The organism is Paenibacillus sp. IHBB 10380 (assembly GCF_000949425.1).
In the GTDB taxonomy this organism is placed as follows: Bacteria; Bacillota; Bacilli; order Paenibacillales; family Paenibacillaceae; genus Paenibacillus_AQ.
In genome coordinates this window covers 505,052-521,981 of sequence record NZ_CP010976.1, presented here as the reverse complement: position 1 = coordinate 521,981, position 16,930 = coordinate 505,052, and the positions used below count along the sequence as shown (strand labels likewise).

Genomic DNA, 16,930 nt, shown 5'->3' with positions numbered 1-16,930 from the left:
CCTCCAGTTGCTCTCAGGTTATGACATTGTTTTATTTTAACAAAAGAAACTATAAAACACCAATGCACTACGGCGCTCAGTAATTCCCTGCATCCGTAACTTGACCGGGTCGAACCGGTTTAGCGTGCAAGAAAGCAGAAGGCATATCCGTATAGACATCGGATACAAGTGTTTCCTGCAAATTGTTTGCGAGGTCCTTGCCGAATACGTGATGAAATACTTCTTGTACGGATTCCACTGGAATGACACATAAACCCTCTAAGTCCGCAAAAATAGATTGCCAATTCTCCTTAGGGATGATGACCGTCGTTGCTCCAGCCTGAAACGCTGCCTCTACTTTAGCAATGACACCACCAATAGGCTTTACTTTACTGTGAATACTAATCTCACCTGTCATAGCAATCCTATTATCCACAGGGATCCCCTTAACTGCCGATACGATAGCTGTCGCCATAGCAATACCTGCAGAAGGTCCATCAATAGGGGTGCCTCCTGGAAAATTAATATGAAGCTCGTAGTCTGCCGTATCAAGACCCATTAATCGCAGAACCGTTAGAACATTTTCTATAGATCCTCTAGCCATGCTCTTACGACGAATCGTTCTAGCTCCAGAACCTATCTCTTCTTCTTCAACCACACCTGTTATATTAAATTTACCTTGTCCTTTGACAGAAGCAGGTATCGCTGATACTTCAATCTCAAGTAGTGTACCCATATTAGGACCATACACGGCTAATCCATTAACGACACCAATCTGTGGATGTGGATGAATGGTCCGCTCTGGTCGAGGCTGTAGCTGACTGCTGTTAGCCACCCACTCTACATCAGCCGCCATCAGCGTATTTCTATTCTCCGTTAATGCCATACCCGCAGCAAGTTGAATAATGTTAACGGCTTCTCTTCCATTCGTCGCATATTGTTTTACCACCTCAACCGCTCCAGGACAAGGCTCTAATCCAATCTTCAGAATAGCATCCTCTGTGATCCTGCCTATCTCCTCTGGGAGCAGCGGACGAAAGAATATTTCCATACAACGCGAACGGAGAGCGGGTGATATTTCTTGTGGAGAACGTGTAGTCGCTCCAACAAGCCGAAAGTCAGCAGGTAGTCCATTTTGAAAAATATCATGAATATACGCAGGTGTGTTACTGTCCTCCGAGTTGTAATACGCACTTTCCAATAAAACTTTGCGATCTTCTAGAACCTTTAACAGTTTATTCATTTGAATAGAATGTAATTCACCAATCTCATCAATGAACAGAATTCCACCATGTGCTTTGGTAACTGCACCGGGTTTAGGCTGAGGGATACCCGCAACTCCCATCGAGCCTGCTCCTTGATATATAGGATCATGCACTGAACCAATTAAAGGATCCGCGATCCCTCGTTCATCGAACCTTGCTGTCGTAGCATCTATCTCTGTAAATTTAGCCTCGCTCTTAAAAGGAGAGTTGGCATTCTTCTTTGCTTCCTGCAACACAACACGTGCGGCCGCTGTTTTCCCTACACCTGGAGGGCCGTATATAATCACATGCTGAGGATTAGCACTGCATAGTGCTGCCTTTAAAGCCCTCAGACCATCCTTTTGTCCTACAATATCTTGTAATGTTTGTGGACGAGTCATCTCCGCCAGTGGCTTGGTTAATGATATAGAACGGAGCTTACGGAGCTTATCTAACTCCTTACGAGACTCTCGATCAACAGCGGTACGGTTCGTCTTCTGGCCACGAAGTAAATTCCAGAAATAAATGCCGATAACGACACCAAAAAACAATTGAATTAACATAAAAATCATACTTAAATTCATCGTAAACCCTCCCTTTTATTCATTGCCTCTTTTTGGCTAATACTTCATAGTATTGCCTTTTCCGTATCCCATAAACGCAGTTCTCACGAATTTCGGTAAGAGGTTCACTAGAAACAAGAAAAAATGGCTCGGTCCTTTATAGGGCACCCCATTTGTTTTTTTTGTAGGCGAAAGTTAGATGTTCTGAGAGACGCTCCGCGAACGGATCGTTTCTCCAATCGCTGTGGTCTCCAAATTTCTAGTTTAAAACTGCCCAGCGGTTGAAATTCAGAGACCAAGGCATATGCTTACGAAGTAGCTTTCCTTCGGAAAGCTTTTAGGCGACCGCTACCGCTTTTCCGAAATCGTTCCGTCCTCTACGCTACTTTGAGCATAAATTGTCAACCTTTTTTCGCCAAAACAACAAAAAGAAATCGCTCTTTTTGTTGAAATGGAAGTACCACCAACCGTTTCAAAAGGAGCGATTTCTTTGTACCTTCAATTACCATGGCCCAACTTTATCTGCCAATGGATTTGGACAAATAAAGAACAACCGGGGATTCCGGCGTTTTCTGCTTCGAGACTTGCACAAAGTTAGCCTTGAGGTCGGGTGGCTTTCGCTCGCCCATAATCTATTGAAGCAAGCCGCAATGGAACAGAAATACAAAAAAGCAGGCCAAGGATAACCACCTTGACCTGCTTTTTTGGACATAAGTCTCTTTTTTTAGAAAAGTGAGTGTCTCGTCAGAAGATTAATCTACTTATGGGACAGCCCCTTTTTGTGCATCGTTTAATGATGTTCTTTACGTCCTGGGATTTCTCCGGTCGCTTCATACACTTCGACAATATGATCAATTTCTTTCTTTAATTCACTTACCAGATCCGCTTCTGGAACTTTACGTATCATTTCTCCGTAACGGAAAAGCATTCCTTCTCCGCGCGCCCCAGCAATTCCGATGTCTGCTTCACGTGCTTCTCCGGGGCCATTCACAGCACACCCAAGCACAGAAACCTTAATAGGAACTTTCAAATTAGAAATATATTCTTCAACTTCATTGGCAATGGAGAATAAATCAATATCAAGTCGCCCACATGTCGGACAAGAGATAAGTGTTGGAGCATTAGAAATAAGTCCATAAGTCTTCAAAATCTCACGAGCAACCTTCACTTCTTCCACTGGATCAGCAGAAAGTGAAATTCGTAATGTGTTACCTATTCCTAAATTTAACAAAGCACCAATTCCAGCAGCACTTTTAATCGTGCCTGAGAACAGTGTCCCCGCTTCAGTAATCCCTAAATGCAATGGATAAGGAATCACTTCAGATGCCTTATGATAAGCTTCAATTGCCATAGGTACATCAGACGCTTTAAGAGATACGATAATATCGTGGAAATCTAGTTCTTCAAGAATACCAATATGATAAAGTGCACTTTCAACCATTGCATCTGGTGTTGGATAACCGTACTTCTCTAGTAAATGATTCTCTAACGACCCTGCATTAACTCCGATACGAATGGGAATATTACGTTCTTTACAAGCTCTTACCACTTGTTCTACTTTATCCCTACGTCCGATATTACCTGGATTAATTCGAACTTTATCAATCCCATTCTCTATCGCAGCCAGAGCTAATCTATAATTAAAATGAATATCCGCCACGAGCGGAATATGAATGCTTTTCTTAATTTCTTTGATTGCAGCTGCAGCTTCCTCATTGTTGACGGTCACTCGAACCATCTGGCATCCAGCTTCTTCTAACCGTAAAATTTCGGCAACCGTTGCTTCCACATCGGCAGTTTTGGTAGTACACATGCTTTGGATAATAACGTCGTTGTTACCACCTATAGTCAGGTTCCCAACTTTAACAGGACGCGTGTCTTTTCTCAAGAACATGATTACTCTCTCCCATAACGCCAATTCTCCACCTCCAACCCTGACGTAAATATCACGACATGATGGGTGAAAGTGGAGAACAGGCAATCAATTTACAAGCACCTTAAGATCATTACGACCTTAGGCACTTTCTTCTTGTTTTTTATCTTCTTTAGAATTCTGAAGTTCTGGAATATTCTTATCATGAACCACTTGCTCCGTAATAACACATTCCTTAATATCATCACGAGAAGGAACCTCATACATGACATCCAACATAATACCCTCAATGATGGCTCTTAGACCACGGGCACCTGTATTACGTTTGATGGCTTCCTTCGCAATGGCAATCAAAGCTTCAGGTTCAAATTTAAGTTTTACGTTGTCCATTTCAAGCAGCTTTTCGTATTGTCTAGTCAAAGCATTCTTCGGCTCCGACAAGATGCGAACAAGCGTGTTCTCATCAAGAGGTTCCAAACTTGAAATAACAGGTAAACGACCCACAAATTCAGGAATCAAACCGAATTTAAGCAGATCCTCAGGTAGAACCATGGATAGATACTCACCTGGTTTGAGGTCTTTTTGACCTTCACCAGAGGAGCTAAATCCAATAACCTTCTTACCAATACGGCGCTTAATAAGTTGCTCTAGTCCGTCAAAGGCACCACCACAAATGAACAATACATTCGTTGTGTCGATTTGGATGAACTCTTGATGTGGATGCTTACGTCCACCCTGTGGTGGAACTGAAGCTACAGTACCTTCAAGGATCTTCAAGAGTGCTTGTTGCACACCCTCACCCGAAACATCACGAGTAATAGAAGGATTCTCAGACTTCCGTGCTACCTTATCGATTTCATCAATGTAGATAATGCCGCGTTCTGCCTTTTCCACGTCATAATCTGCCGCTTGAATTAATTTAAGCAAGATATTCTCTACATCCTCACCTACATAACCCGCTTCTGTTAATGAAGTCGCGTCAGCAATAGCAAAAGGAACATTAAGAATTCTAGCCATGGTCTGAGCAAGCAACGTTTTACCTGAACCCGTAGGACCCAAAAGAAGGATGTTACTCTTAGAGAGTTCTACGTCTTCAATTTTGTTTTGCGTGTTAATGCGTTTGTAGTGGTTATATACCGCAACAGAGAGCGATTTCTTCGCTTGGTCCTGTCCGATCACATATTGATCGAGAATATCGCAAATGTCTTTAGGCTTCGGGATATCCTTAAGATCTAATTCGCCCTCTTCATGCCCGAGCTCTTCTTCCACAATCTCAGTGCACAATTCAATACATTCATCACATATATAAACACCAGGACCAGCAACTAGTTTACGTACTTGTTCCTGAGTTTTACCACAGAAAGAACATTTAAGCTGTCCTTTTTCATCATTAAATTTAAACATCTAACCACCCCTTTAAGATTTGATCGGTGACGTGAGAACTTGGTCAATGAGGCCGTAAGCCATCGCTTCCTCCGCACTCATGAAAAAATCACGATCCGTATCGCGTTCAATTTTTTCAAGGGGCTGACCTGTACGTTCCACATATATTTGGTTAAGCTTTTCTCTAGTCTTAATGATCCAAGAAGCATGAATTTGGATATCACTTGCCTGCCCTTGTACACCACCCAATGGCTGGTGAATCATAACTTCGCTGTTGTTTAGTGCATATCTCTTACCCTTAGCCCCTGCTGTTAGAAGCAACGATCCCATACTTGCAGCCATACCTACACAGATTGTAGATACATCTGGCTTAATATATTGCATCGTATCAAATATACCCATTCCCGCAGTCACAGAACCACCCGGTGAATTTATATATAGACTAATGTCCTTCTCTGGATCTTCAGCAGCTAGGAACAAGAGCTGTGCAATGACGAGATTGGCAACATCATCATCAATTGCATTACTTAAAAAGATAATGCGATCCTTAAGTAATCTGGAGTAAATATCGTAAGATCTTTCTCCTCGAGTGGTTTGTTCTACAACCATAGGTACCAGACTCATTTGTCCAACCTCTTTTCTGTTTTAAAAATGACATCTTAAAGATTAAACATTCAGAGCTTTCAAGGGTATTTTAACACGTTAGAAGCATGATGTCATTTTTTCACCTACTTACAGCACATGATCACTCTAAAAAACAATATGTATGGGCAATAACAACCATTCCTTACTAATATGAACCATAAAATGGATGTCATAAGGTAGAAATAAGGCACGCAAAAAGAAATACGTGCCTTAATCTAAATATGAAAACTAAAGAGATTAGCCTTCTTTATTTGTCTTCTGTGGTTATTCTTTAGTTGATTCTTCAGTGCTCTCTACAGGAGCGCCTTCGATACTATTAGCAAGCAAGAATTCAATCGTTTTGCGTAAAGAAATTTCTTCACGTAGGCTGTTAAGTGAACCGTTAGCAGCAAGAACGCTACGAAGCTCTTCAGCAGAACGTTTGTAAGTGCTAGCCATAGTTTCCAATTCTTTAGTTACATCTTCTTCCGTAACTTCGATCTTCTCTTCCTTAGCTACTTGCTCAAGAACGAGATTGTTACGAACACGCTTCAATGCATCATCTTTCATTTGTTCTTGCAGATCTGCTGTAGTCTGACCAGAGAAGCTGAGGAACATTTCAAGATTCATACCTTGAGCTTTCAGACGATTATCGAAATCACGCATCATATTCTGAACTTCACTAGCAACCATGGATTCAGGAATTTCAATTTCAGCAAGTTCCGACACTTTGTCAACAACAGCACTTTCACGAACACCTTGTGCTTCTTGTTGTTTACGAGCCTCTAGTTGTTTGTTCAAATCTTCTTTGTACTCATTCAAAGTTTCGAATTCACTTACATCTTTGGCAAATTCATCATCCAATGCTGGAAGTTGTTTACGTTTGATTTCGTGAATTTTCACTTTAAACACAGCTACTTTACCAGCTAAATCTTCAGCATGGTAGCTATCTGGGAATGTTACTTCAACGTCTTTCAGATCTCCAGTAGCCAAACCTACAACTTGATCTTCAAATCCTGGAATGAAAGTATTGCTTCCAAGTTCCAAAGAATAACGCTCAGCTTGTCCACCTTCGAAAGGTACGCCTTCTACAGAACCATCAAAGTCGATAATCGCGATGTCGCCATTCTCAGCAACGCCTTCTTCGATTACAACAAGTTCTGCATGACGTTCTTGAAGACGAACAAGTTCATCATTCAATTCTTCTTCAGTAACAACTACCTTCTCTACCGGTACTTCTACGCCTTTGTATTCGCCCAAGGATACTTCAGGTTTAACAGTAACTTTAGCTTTAAACTTGAAAGTTTCACCTTTAGCAAATTGGTCGATATCAATATCAGGGCGGTCTACTGGGAAGATATCTGTTTGATCAACAGCCTCTGTATATACTTCTGGAAGTAAAATATCAATGGCATCTTGATACAAACTTTCTACTCCATAACGTGCTTCAAAAATGGAACGAGGTACTTTACCTTTACGGAAACCAGATACATTTGCTTTTTTAACGACTTTGTTGAAAGCCTTATCTAACGCTTCGGAAACACGATCGGCTCCAACTTCTACTTCAAGAACGCCAAGGTTCTTCTCTATTTTTTCCCAAGTTGCTTTCATTTTATGCTTTCCCCTCCAAAAATAATTCACATGGTTACACTATTAACATATTATCACGCACAGAACAACCATTCTAGTATAAACAAGATTCAATTCTTTTACAATAGCAGGCAACGCTCCAAATGACAAGAAAACGAACATTGATATGCTCCTTATTCGCCTGAACCTGTTGAAATAAATTGTTTCATTGTTCTGTAGGCTTGCTCGAATTGAAAACGAATATTTTCAGTAATGCCATACATTGCCCTAATCTCTTCTTCATTGCGATTTCCTGTCAGACTCTCGGATACGATCTGGTGCAACGTAGCAGCCCAAATATCCATCGCAAGGTCTTCCTCAATTAGCATCGATTGATAATCGTGTGTTCCAAAGACCGACATCACAAATTGGGACCATAACTCTTGAGCAAAATAATAAAGCGTAGGCTCTTTCACTTCCGTATGTTGAGCTACTCGATCTAATATCTGTTGTATAGCTAGCGGAAATTCAGCTTGGTTCAAAGGAACCGTCTCAATATCTATATCTACTTCTTCTTGTCCACGCGTAAACCTGATATTGCCTTGCATTCCACGCTTATGAAGCGTCTGTAGAACACGAAATTGCAAGAGAGAATGCAATTTATTAGTCTGTAACCATTCCACTAGAGCCAAGTCTATGTTACTTCCTGTCAAATGAGCAAGTTGTCCTAGAGCTAGCATTGTCTGTTCAGATAGAGGCTCTTCCTTGACGATACGAAGCAGCTTATCTGCATATAAAGAGTCCTCAGCGAGCTTGAAATGTGCATTACGACGGGAGATCTCTTCTTCATCCGGTTCATCTTCATCCGTATCGGAATCTGTACCCTCAGCTGGATGGATGTATTGGGGAAATGCAGTTTCTAACCATTCTAGAAGCGCCTGCCATTCCTCATAATGCCTTTCTTCCTGACCCTGGCATTGTAGTAGAAAACGTAACAGCTCCATTGCTTCCGCATATCGTTCATTTTCCAGCATGACTGTTAATTGAATCTGATAGTAGTCAAGCGTCTTCGGAAACAGTACAATATTATCTCGGGCAGGGGAATTAGTGCCGTCTATAAGTAGCCCTCCTTTTTCTTCCGATGCTTCTGTTAATTTGTAAATTATAGCATACCCAACTTTAAAATTAAAAAAAGTCTATTTTCTTCTTACATCAAATATAATAAGTAAAAGGGTTGAAATTTAGATTCCCGCATGATATGATACTTCTTGCTTGAATTTTCCTTGTCTCAGTAGCTCAGCTGGATAGAGCAACGCCCTTCTAAGGCGTCGGTCGGGGGTTCGAATCCCTCCTGGGACATACAAAAAGCAGCCTTCCTTCTGGAAGGCTGTTTTTGCGTTCTGGGATTGAGAAAGTCTATGATTCTAACGCTTTAAGTATCTATTATTTATCCACAGGGGTATCCGAAATATGGCATTAATGAGGAGAACTACAATCACAAGCACAGCAGCTGATCGATCAGCAATTTGATGCGCGTCCTCTACAATTGCTTCTGATTGAACGTACCAAAGATGAACCGCCAACGTTTCTCCGGGTGAGAAGAGGTTGAAGTCCCACATCTCACCAGAGGTACTTAAGCCTGCCGTTAGTAATATAACCGCAGATTCACCAAATGCACGCCCTGCCACTAAGCAAATGCCCGTTACGATGCCTTGCATTGCCATAGGTAGCACCGCAGTACGAATACACTGGAATTTGGTCATTCCAAGTGCATAAGAGGCGTTGCGAAGATCGTTGGGTACTGCACGAACAGCTTCCTCGGTTACACGTGCTAACATCGGCAAATTTAAAAAGGCTAAACTAACAGCCCCTCCTAATATCGTTAGACCCACCTGAAAGTATTCGGCAAAAATAGCGAGTCCAAGCATCCCAAACACAATCGAGGGAACAGATGATAAACTTTCTACGCAAATACGTAGGAGGTCTGTCCATTTATTCTGAGGTGCATACTCCGCCATATAAATTCCTGCCCCTACCCCGATTGGGATAGAAATAACTAAAGATAACCCTAGTATATAGAATGAATTAAATAAGACAGGCCCAATCCCTCCACCCACATCCATTTCTTCTGGTAGCTTTGTTAGAAATCCTAAGGAAAGACTCGGGAGTCCTTTACTTAGAATGGTAAGAAGCAACCAAGATATAATGAGTAGAACAAGTACTCCAAGCCCGTAGAATCCAATCGTAGCTAATTTATTAAGCCACAGGGATCGAGCCATTTTAGCAGAACGTGTAAATCCGCTCATGCCACATCCCCTCCTCTTTTACCAAGGAATCGAATAAACAAGATCAGTGAAAATGAGATCAACAGCAATAGAAAGGCCATCATATGCAGAGCATAATTCCATGTCGAATCAAAATCTACATTCGAGATTTGCATCACAATGTTACTTGTCAGTACGGAAGTTGGAGAAAATAAAGATTTCGCAAGTTGAGCCGTATTTCCAATAACCATCACGACGGCCATCGTCTCACCAATGGCACGGGTCATGCCCATAATGATCGCTGAGATGACACCCCTCCCTGCTGCTGGCAGGACAACCCTCGTAATGACCTGAAGACGAGTAGACCCCATGGCGTATGCAGCATCTCGATATTTTTGAGGGACAGAAGAGATGGCCTCGTCACTAATGCGGCTAATGGTAGGCAGAACCATTAATGCTAATACTAAAGCAGCAGCAAGCAAACCGTCACCTAAACTCTCTCCACTTAATTCACGTAAGAAAGGGATGAGTACGGTCAAGCCTAAGTACCCATACACAATAGATGGAATACCCACTAACAAATCTAACACTGGACGCATAAAGGACTTGAACCAACTAGGTGCAATCTCAGCAATCAGAATGGCCATACCCACGGAAACTGGTACAGCAATCAGAAGGGTTAGGAACGTTAAAGACAGGGTGTTGATGATAAATAAAGCAGCACCAAACCTTCCCTCTTCTGGTGTCCAATCGAAGGAAAAAAAGAAATCCGTGATCGAGACATGCTGAAATGTTAACAACGCTGTTCTACCAATAAAGAAAATAACGAGTCCTAGTACAAAGCATAGGGCCATAATACTAAATAGAAAATAATACTTGAACATCCTATTCGTTAAATGCACTCGTGCATATCGGTCAAAGCGAAGTTTCCTAGCAAATTTCTGTGGAATATCAGTATCTTGGGGCAGCAAGTGTTGAATAGGACCGCTCATTTTAATCCTCCCATACAGCAGCCAGCCTCATTGTTCCGAGGCTGGCTGCTGGAGTATGCTATACAGTACTACAGGCTTATTTCATTGCGGAAATCGGAATGAATTTCAACTTCTTAAGTGATCCTTGTTGAAACTTTTGGCTCTGTACGTACTCAATGAACGCTTTAGTAACTCCCGTTGGTTGCCCCTTAGTCATATAGTATCCATAAGCCCATACTTTGTATTTACCATTGATAACGTTATCTGTTGTTGGCTCAACTCCGTTATGACTCACAGCTTTCAAATCACTGTTTACATATACAAGATCAATATAACCGATGGCGTTCGGTGTAGTTGCTACAGCCGTTTTCATATCGCCACTTGATCCTACTTCTTTATAGCTTTTTTCTTTCTTCGTAATTTCACCACCACCAAGTGCCTTAGCTTGGTAATTAACACGAGTTCCAGAACCGAAAGCGCGAGTAACGACTACGATATCAGCGTTAGCCCCACCTACATCTTTCCAATTCGTAATTTTACCTGAGTAAATTCCTTTTAATTGGTCCGTAGTTAGGTTACTTACACTGACATTCTTGTTAACAACCGTAGCAAATGGAATAACTGCAACTTTATTCGCTACCTGTCCATCAAATGCTTTAAAGCCTGGTACATCCATACTGGCATCCCAGTCACAAGCACCAATATCCGCGATTCCTTTTTTTACAGCCTGAGGTCCTGTTACTGATCCTTTACCGGAAGCGGCAATTCTAACTTTTGGATTTAACTTTTGGAATTCTTTAGCCGCTTGTAACGTTAAAGGCAGTAAAGCTGTAGAACCATTCACTGTAATTTTACCGCTTAATGTGCTTGCTGCTGAAGCTGATCCCATCAATGTAGACACCAGCATTACTGAAGTTACCGCTACTAAAGATACTCTTTTGAATAATTTCATTATATTAAACCCCTCTCAAATTTACCTATTATTGTGTAAGCTGTAATACTTGCTCGTTAACTACGACAATCAACCGACCATCAGAGATCAACCCCAATTGACTTCCATCTGGTGAAAGACTGGCTTCCGTAATGTTACTTTCTGTACTATATAATTCCTGAACAGCACCCTCAGCTGAAACCTTGAATACTTTCATCCAACCATCTTGAGCCAGACCAACCACAATACTTGTTCCACTGTAGGTTGTATTAACATAAGTTACGTCCAGATTCTGAACTAGATTCTGCGATTTCCCATCTTGGGTTACGATCTTCAGTACATTAGAAGCTGTTGAATTATCAGGGTCTGCGCTAAGGTATACAACATTGCCTCCACTCACCAGAGAAGGATAGAGCTTATTATCATTACTTGTTGTTAATGCTTTAGGTTTAGCATCCTTTGCAACTAAATCAAGGGAGTAGAGTTGCGCTCCAGCACTAGAGTAGTCAATAGTTAAAGAATCTTCGGAACTGCTGCTATCATTCTTAGCAACACCCGTAATATTTACAATATAGACTAGCTTTGTTCCATCAGCAGATAGATGCACTTCAGATTTATTCTCTACTTTGTCTTCTAGTACTTGAGTTATTTTCGCGGAGTTAACGTCTATGTAAGAAATCTTATCCTGCTTATCTCCTTGAATAAAGTACACCTTAGAATTATCAGAAGACCACATAAGATCCGTCTTCACCGACGTATCCTCACCAAGAGTTTGCACTTGTCCATTGGATAAGTTCAGTAGAACCAAATGATCTTTGTCATCCGTGTAAATCCCCCACTGGCCATTCGGAGACACCTCCATACCGGCTACTTCTGCACTTGTAGATAACAATTCAGCGTGATAAGATTTATTCAATTTGTATACTTGAGGTACTTCCTCATCTTGCTTAACTGCGATGATATGACCTGAGGCATCCCAATGAAGAGAGTCAAACTCACCCGTAAGTCTTTTCACACTTAACAATTGATTCTCTTGACCTGCATCATTAATCCATTCACCACCTAGTGCTTCAACAATAGAAGGAAGTTCCACGTATGTTCTTCCATCTTGCATTACAGGCGCAAATTTGAACGTGTTGCTACTACCATTCACTTGATACTTCGAAGACTTCGAATCCATTTGAATCGTGTTGGTTGACGTTGCATCTGTAAGGGTGATCGTTCCCTTGGATGACTTGATCGTAGCTCCAACAGCCTGCGCAATGTCACTAAGCGCGTATAATGACACTTGTTTGACGAGAATAGATTTCATGGTGACGTTGACTCCATTTACGCTAACCACAGTGCTATCCACTTTGTATTTAGCTGCTGCCTTCGTTCCTGAAGTCTCGCTTGTTTGCTTCGTGGTGCTTGCTGCCTCTGCTATTCCAACCGATAAAGCAGAAGTTACGAGTACACCTGCTACTATCACCGTGAATACTTTACAATTTCTCATAATTTGGCTTCACCCTTTTCTTATCATTCAAGCTACAGGTTCATTGTCGTCTATCATTGTTAAATCTGTACCGTTGGATTGTTATCAAATTATTAAATGCGTTGTTTTTTTGAAAAATAAGATTTATTCTGTTAAAAAGATGTTATTCCAAAATAGTAAGGAGCCGAAAACATTGTTGTATGCTGTCGCATTTATTCTTTCAATGATTATTGTTCTCGTTCTAATTCCACCATTACGAAGAATAGCGCTCCGTATGGATTTCGTGGACAGGCCCACGAGTAGAAAAATACACAAGGAACCTGTTCCGCACCTAGCCAGTATTGCTATATTTCTTGGATTCATGATTCCTTATATTCTGCTCTCAAAACATTGGGATAAAGAGATGGCTGGCATTATTATAGGATCTTTATTAATCCTAGGGATCGGTATGATTGATGATTGGTATAAAACAAAGGGTAAAGATTTCGGTGCTCTTCCCAAAACGCTAATTCAGGTGTCCGCAGCCGTCATCGTGTATTCTGCAGGTATTTCATTCGAAGGTATGAGTGTCCCATTCTCTGGTCACATGATTATCTTTCCTGAGTGGCTACAGTTTCTGCTCACCATTCTCTGGATTTTTGGAGTAACTACCGTTATTAACTTTATGGATGGTTTGGATGGACTTTCTGGAGGGGTATCTGCGATCTCTGCATTGACGCTGTTCATCGTAGCTATCGCTAAAGGACAACCTCAATCCGCTATCATGGCAATCATACTTATCGGAATCACATTAGGTTATCTCAAATACAATAAACCCCCTGCCAAAATATATATGGGTGATGCCGGAGCTACATTTATAGGATTCATGCTCGGTATTATCGCTCTAGATGGAGCTTTTAAGCAGGTCACAGTCATTTCCATTCTAGTTCCGGTACTAGCACTGGGTGTTCCCATCTTCGACAATATATACGTCGTCATCAAACGACATTTAAATGGACAACCTGTGTACAAGGCTGACCGTAGTCAAATTCACTACCGACTCCTCTCTTGGGGATTAAGCCCTAAGCAAGCCGTACTTTTCATTTATCTCATCAGCGCATGTTTATCGCTATCCTCTATCATTCTGATGCTGCTGAGTTAAGTAAATAGACTCCAAAGACCTCCGCTTCCACGGAGGTCTTTTCGTATAGAAATGACACCAAAAAGCCATTCCTAATAAGGAATGGCTTTTTGGTGTTACATAAGTGTCCCAGGAGGGATTCGAACCCCCGACCGACGCCTTAGAAGGGCGTTGCTCTATCCAGCTGAGCTACTAAGACATATTATTCAAACTATATACTCTGAAAAGTCTGCAAGAAATATTATATCATATAACTGAATATAATCAAACATTAATTTTAAACCCCTCTATTATCAGAGGGGTTTAGTCCATTCTTTACTTATTACCGCGTCGCCAGTTTGTTTTATCTTGCGTATGTTGAGCTGAATTTTTGGCGATCACTTCTTCAGCAAATTCATATTGATGTGCGTATTTATTCCCTTTAACCTTCTTATACTTTTCTGCCATCTTCACCACCCCCTTTAAGGATAGTATGGATTAGCTGAAGAGGAGTTATGAGTTTAAATTATTGTATTACAAACCAAGAAATGCATTGATCCCTGAACCTTTCATCTGTTCGCGTGTATCTTCTGAACCTAGTTCATAAATTTTCTGATATACATCATTCAGTGCATCCTCATAATAAACGTTGACAACTTGTTCCGGAGTATCCGGCCAAGGAAAAACATAACCGGGGAAGGCTTCTTCTTCCTTCTCTTGCACTAACCCCATTAGCAGTAACATTTCCTCAGCTTGCGCTGGTGTCGCATAGATCTCCCATTCATAAGCTGCCAGTGTCTTATCAGGTAATACGGATCTTCCATGTACGGATACATAATATTTATGTTTGTCCAAGGTCAGCCACCTCCTGCTACGAACTATGTGCTCCCCTATAGTTTTATATAAGGACAGACATTTTATGCCTAACTTCGTCATATATCTGGTATCACTTTAGTAAAAAGAAAGGACAGCATGGACAAACGACGAAGAGAGGATGAACCACCATGTGCGGAATAACTGGTTTTATACAATGGAGTGGCGATTTAACACAGGATTCGCAGCTACTTGTCCAAATGACGGAGAGCTTGAATCATCGTGGTCCTGACGCTGCCGGGACATGGATTTCGAATCCCTGTGCCTTTGGTCATAGGCGGCTTTCTGTCATCGATCCCGAGAATGGTGCTCAGCCAATGATTGTTCATCGAGATGAAGATGTATATGCCATCGTATATAATGGAGAACTATATAATGCAGCTGAACTCACTGCAGAATTACGCCAGCGAGGACATCAATTCCGCACACACTGTGACACGGAAGTGCTTCTAGTCTCTTACATTGAATGGGGTCCTGATTGTGTTGAGCGTCTTAATGGCATATTCGCATTTGCGATATGGGACAGTGTACAAGAGCAAGTCTTTTTTGCGCGTGATAGAGTGGGTGTCAAACCCCTCTTTTACAGTCATATAGATGGAACACTCATATTTGCTTCAGAACCTAAAGCTTTACTCCAGCATCCAAAGGTAGAGCCTGTTGTTGGACCCGAAGGCTTAGCAGAAGTATTTATTGTAGGTCCTGCAAGAACGCCCGGTCACGGTGTTTACCGAGATATATCAGAATTACGTCCAGGGCACGCTATGATTTTTAGTCGCGGTGGACTTCGGAATTATACTTACTGGAAACTGGAGAGCCATCATCATGAAGATCATGTAGAAGCTACAGCAGCCAAACTAAGGGAATTATTACAGGATACAATGGACCGGCAACTGATATCTGATGTCCCTGTATGTTCTCTACTTTCTGGTGGGCTAGATTCAAGCGCCCTATCTGCACTTGCTGTAGACTACTATCGCCGGAATGGTCAAGGTAATCTTCATACCTATTCTGTGGACTATGTAGATAACGACAAACATTTCAAATCTCATTCTTTCCAACCTGGAGCAGATGCTCCTTGGATTAAACGAATGGTGGATGAATTAGGAACACAACATCATTCATTGGAAATAGATACACCAGAACTTGTTGCAGCATTAAATGCCTCAACATTAGCAAGAGATTTACCAGGTATGGCTGATGTCGATTCCTCGCTGTATTTATTCTGCCGTGAGATCAAGAAAGATGCTACAGTAGCTATCTCAGGTGAAGCAGCAGATGAAATATTTGGTGGTTATCCTTGGTTTCACCGTGATGACATGTTGAATTCAGGCACATTTCCTTGGGCTGTAGCCCCCGACATGAGAGCAAGCCTACTGTCCCCAGAAATCAGAGATTGGATTACTCCTCTAGACTACCTTGGAGACCGCTACAGCGAAGCTGTACATGAAGTTCCCACACTCAAGGGAGAGACAGAGAAACAAGCTCAGATGCGAGTCATGTCTTACCTTAATATCACACGCTTCATGCCTACTTTATTAGATAGAAAAGACCGTATGAGTATGGGTGTTGGTCTAGAAGTACGCGTCCCTTTCTGTGATCATCGATTAGTCCAATATGTATGGAATATTCCGTGGGATATCAAAATGACGGGCAACCGTGAAAAAGGAATTCTTCGCAAAGCACTCGAAGGTATGCTCCCTGAAGATGTTCTCTATCGTAAAAAGAGTCCTTATCCCAAAACGCATAATCCCGATTTTCTATCTGCTGTTAAAAACCAGATCCTATCGATATTAGATGATCCATCCTCTCCGTTACTACCACTTATTGATACCGTTAAAATTCGAGAGTTAGCGTCATCGCCTGATGCGTCTACGAACCTTCCTTGGTTTGGGCAGCTCATGTCTGGCCCTCAATTGTTCGCCTATTTAGGGCAAGTGAACCACTGGCTCCGCACATACAATGTTTCCATCCGTTAGTTTCATTATTCACAAAAAGAAACGGCTACGCCGTCCTTAAAGGGATGGTAACCGTCTCTCGTAGAACTATAAGAACGTATAGTAAAAACTTATACTTCTTATAGTTC

14 protein-coding genes, 2 tRNA genes and 1 pseudogene are annotated in these 16,930 nt (G+C 41.6%); 4 read left to right on the top strand and 13 right to left on the bottom strand.

The window, feature by feature from the left end; genetic code table 11:
- Positions 1-76: 76 nt before the first annotated feature.
- Positions 77-1,807, bottom strand: coding sequence for an ATP-dependent protease LonB (gene lonB, locus UB51_RS02155; RefSeq protein ID WP_044875872.1), 1,731 nt, complete (start codon positions 1,805-1,807; stop codon positions 77-79).
- Between the two features lie 512 nt (positions 1,808-2,319).
- On the opposite strand from lonB, the pseudogene UB51_RS28655 reads away from it, so the two are divergent.
- A pseudogene (locus tag UB51_RS28655) lies at positions 2,320-2,472 on the top strand (transposase); the annotation flags it as partial.
- A 104-nt stretch (positions 2,473-2,576) separates the two neighbouring features.
- On the opposite strand, the gene ispG reads toward UB51_RS28655, so the two are convergent.
- The 5 genes from ispG to UB51_RS02125 form a co-directional block, all read right to left on the bottom strand.
- On the bottom strand, positions 2,577-3,680 hold the full coding sequence (gene ispG, locus UB51_RS02145; protein ID WP_044879842.1) for a flavodoxin-dependent (E)-4-hydroxy-3-methylbut-2-enyl-diphosphate synthase: 1,104 nt from the start codon (positions 3,678-3,680) through the stop codon (positions 2,577-2,579).
- A 120-nt stretch (positions 3,681-3,800) separates the two neighbouring features.
- Entirely contained in the window at positions 3,801-5,063 is a 1,263-nt protein-coding gene (gene clpX / locus UB51_RS02140; protein WP_044875871.1) for an ATP-dependent protease ATP-binding subunit ClpX, read from the bottom strand.
- A gap of 12 nt (positions 5,064-5,075) precedes the next feature.
- Positions 5,076-5,666, bottom strand: a complete 591-nt coding sequence (clpP, locus tag UB51_RS02135; RefSeq protein ID WP_044875870.1) for an ATP-dependent Clp endopeptidase proteolytic subunit ClpP — start codon at positions 5,664-5,666, stop codon at positions 5,076-5,078.
- A 285-nt stretch (positions 5,667-5,951) separates the two neighbouring features.
- Positions 5,952-7,277, bottom strand: a complete 1,326-nt coding sequence (gene tig, locus UB51_RS02130; RefSeq protein WP_044875869.1) for a trigger factor — start codon at positions 7,275-7,277, stop codon at positions 5,952-5,954.
- Between the two features lie 152 nt (positions 7,278-7,429).
- The gene (locus UB51_RS02125) at positions 7,430-8,269 is read right to left on the bottom strand and encodes a hypothetical protein (protein WP_044875868.1); all 840 of its coding nucleotides are present in this window, start codon (positions 8,267-8,269) and stop codon (positions 7,430-7,432) included.
- A gap of 251 nt (positions 8,270-8,520) precedes the next feature.
- Here UB51_RS02125 and UB51_RS02120 point away from each other — a divergent pair.
- Positions 8,521-8,594 (top strand) — tRNA-Arg (locus UB51_RS02120).
- A gap of 65 nt (positions 8,595-8,659) precedes the next feature.
- On the opposite strand, the gene pstA is transcribed toward UB51_RS02120, so the two are convergent.
- The 4 genes from pstA to UB51_RS02100 form a co-directional block, all read right to left on the bottom strand.
- Positions 8,660-9,541: a phosphate ABC transporter permease PstA gene (gene pstA, locus UB51_RS02115; protein WP_044875867.1), complete on the bottom strand. Its 882-nt coding sequence runs from the start codon at positions 9,539-9,541 to the stop codon at positions 8,660-8,662.
- Positions 9,538-10,491, bottom strand: coding sequence for a phosphate ABC transporter permease subunit PstC (gene pstC, locus UB51_RS02110; protein ID WP_052675732.1), 954 nt, complete (start codon positions 10,489-10,491; stop codon positions 9,538-9,540). The genes pstA and pstC overlap by 4 nt, the downstream gene beginning before the upstream one ends.
- Before the next feature lie 76 nt (positions 10,492-10,567).
- Positions 10,568-11,422, bottom strand: coding sequence for a phosphate ABC transporter substrate-binding protein (locus UB51_RS02105; RefSeq protein WP_044875866.1), 855 nt, complete (start codon positions 11,420-11,422; stop codon positions 10,568-10,570).
- A gap of 28 nt (positions 11,423-11,450) precedes the next feature.
- Positions 11,451-12,896, bottom strand: coding sequence for a stalk domain-containing protein (locus UB51_RS02100; RefSeq protein ID WP_082063000.1), 1,446 nt, complete (start codon positions 12,894-12,896; stop codon positions 11,451-11,453).
- A gap of 139 nt (positions 12,897-13,035) precedes the next feature.
- Between UB51_RS02100 and UB51_RS02095 the strand changes: the two genes are divergently transcribed.
- Positions 13,036-14,016, top strand: coding sequence for an MraY family glycosyltransferase (locus UB51_RS02095; protein ID WP_044879840.1), 981 nt, complete (start codon positions 13,036-13,038; stop codon positions 14,014-14,016).
- Positions 14,017-14,120: 104 nt separating this feature from the next.
- Here the strand turns inward: UB51_RS02095 and UB51_RS02090 are convergent.
- From UB51_RS02090 to UB51_RS02085, 3 genes are all read right to left on the bottom strand, one after another.
- Positions 14,121-14,194, bottom strand: a tRNA-Arg gene (locus UB51_RS02090).
- 116 nt (positions 14,195-14,310) lie between these two features.
- Complete coding sequence (locus UB51_RS29235; protein ID WP_267884723.1) at positions 14,311-14,442, bottom strand: hypothetical protein; 132 nt, start codon at positions 14,440-14,442, stop codon at positions 14,311-14,313.
- 66 nt (positions 14,443-14,508) lie between these two features.
- Positions 14,509-14,829: a hypothetical protein gene (locus UB51_RS02085; protein ID WP_044875864.1), complete on the bottom strand. Its 321-nt coding sequence runs from the start codon at positions 14,827-14,829 to the stop codon at positions 14,509-14,511.
- A gap of 149 nt (positions 14,830-14,978) precedes the next feature.
- Between UB51_RS02085 and asnB the strand changes: the two genes are divergently transcribed.
- Positions 14,979-16,823: an asparagine synthase (glutamine-hydrolyzing) gene (gene asnB, locus UB51_RS02080; protein WP_044875863.1), complete on the top strand. Its 1,845-nt coding sequence runs from the start codon at positions 14,979-14,981 to the stop codon at positions 16,821-16,823.
- Positions 16,824-16,930: the final 107 nt, after the last annotated feature.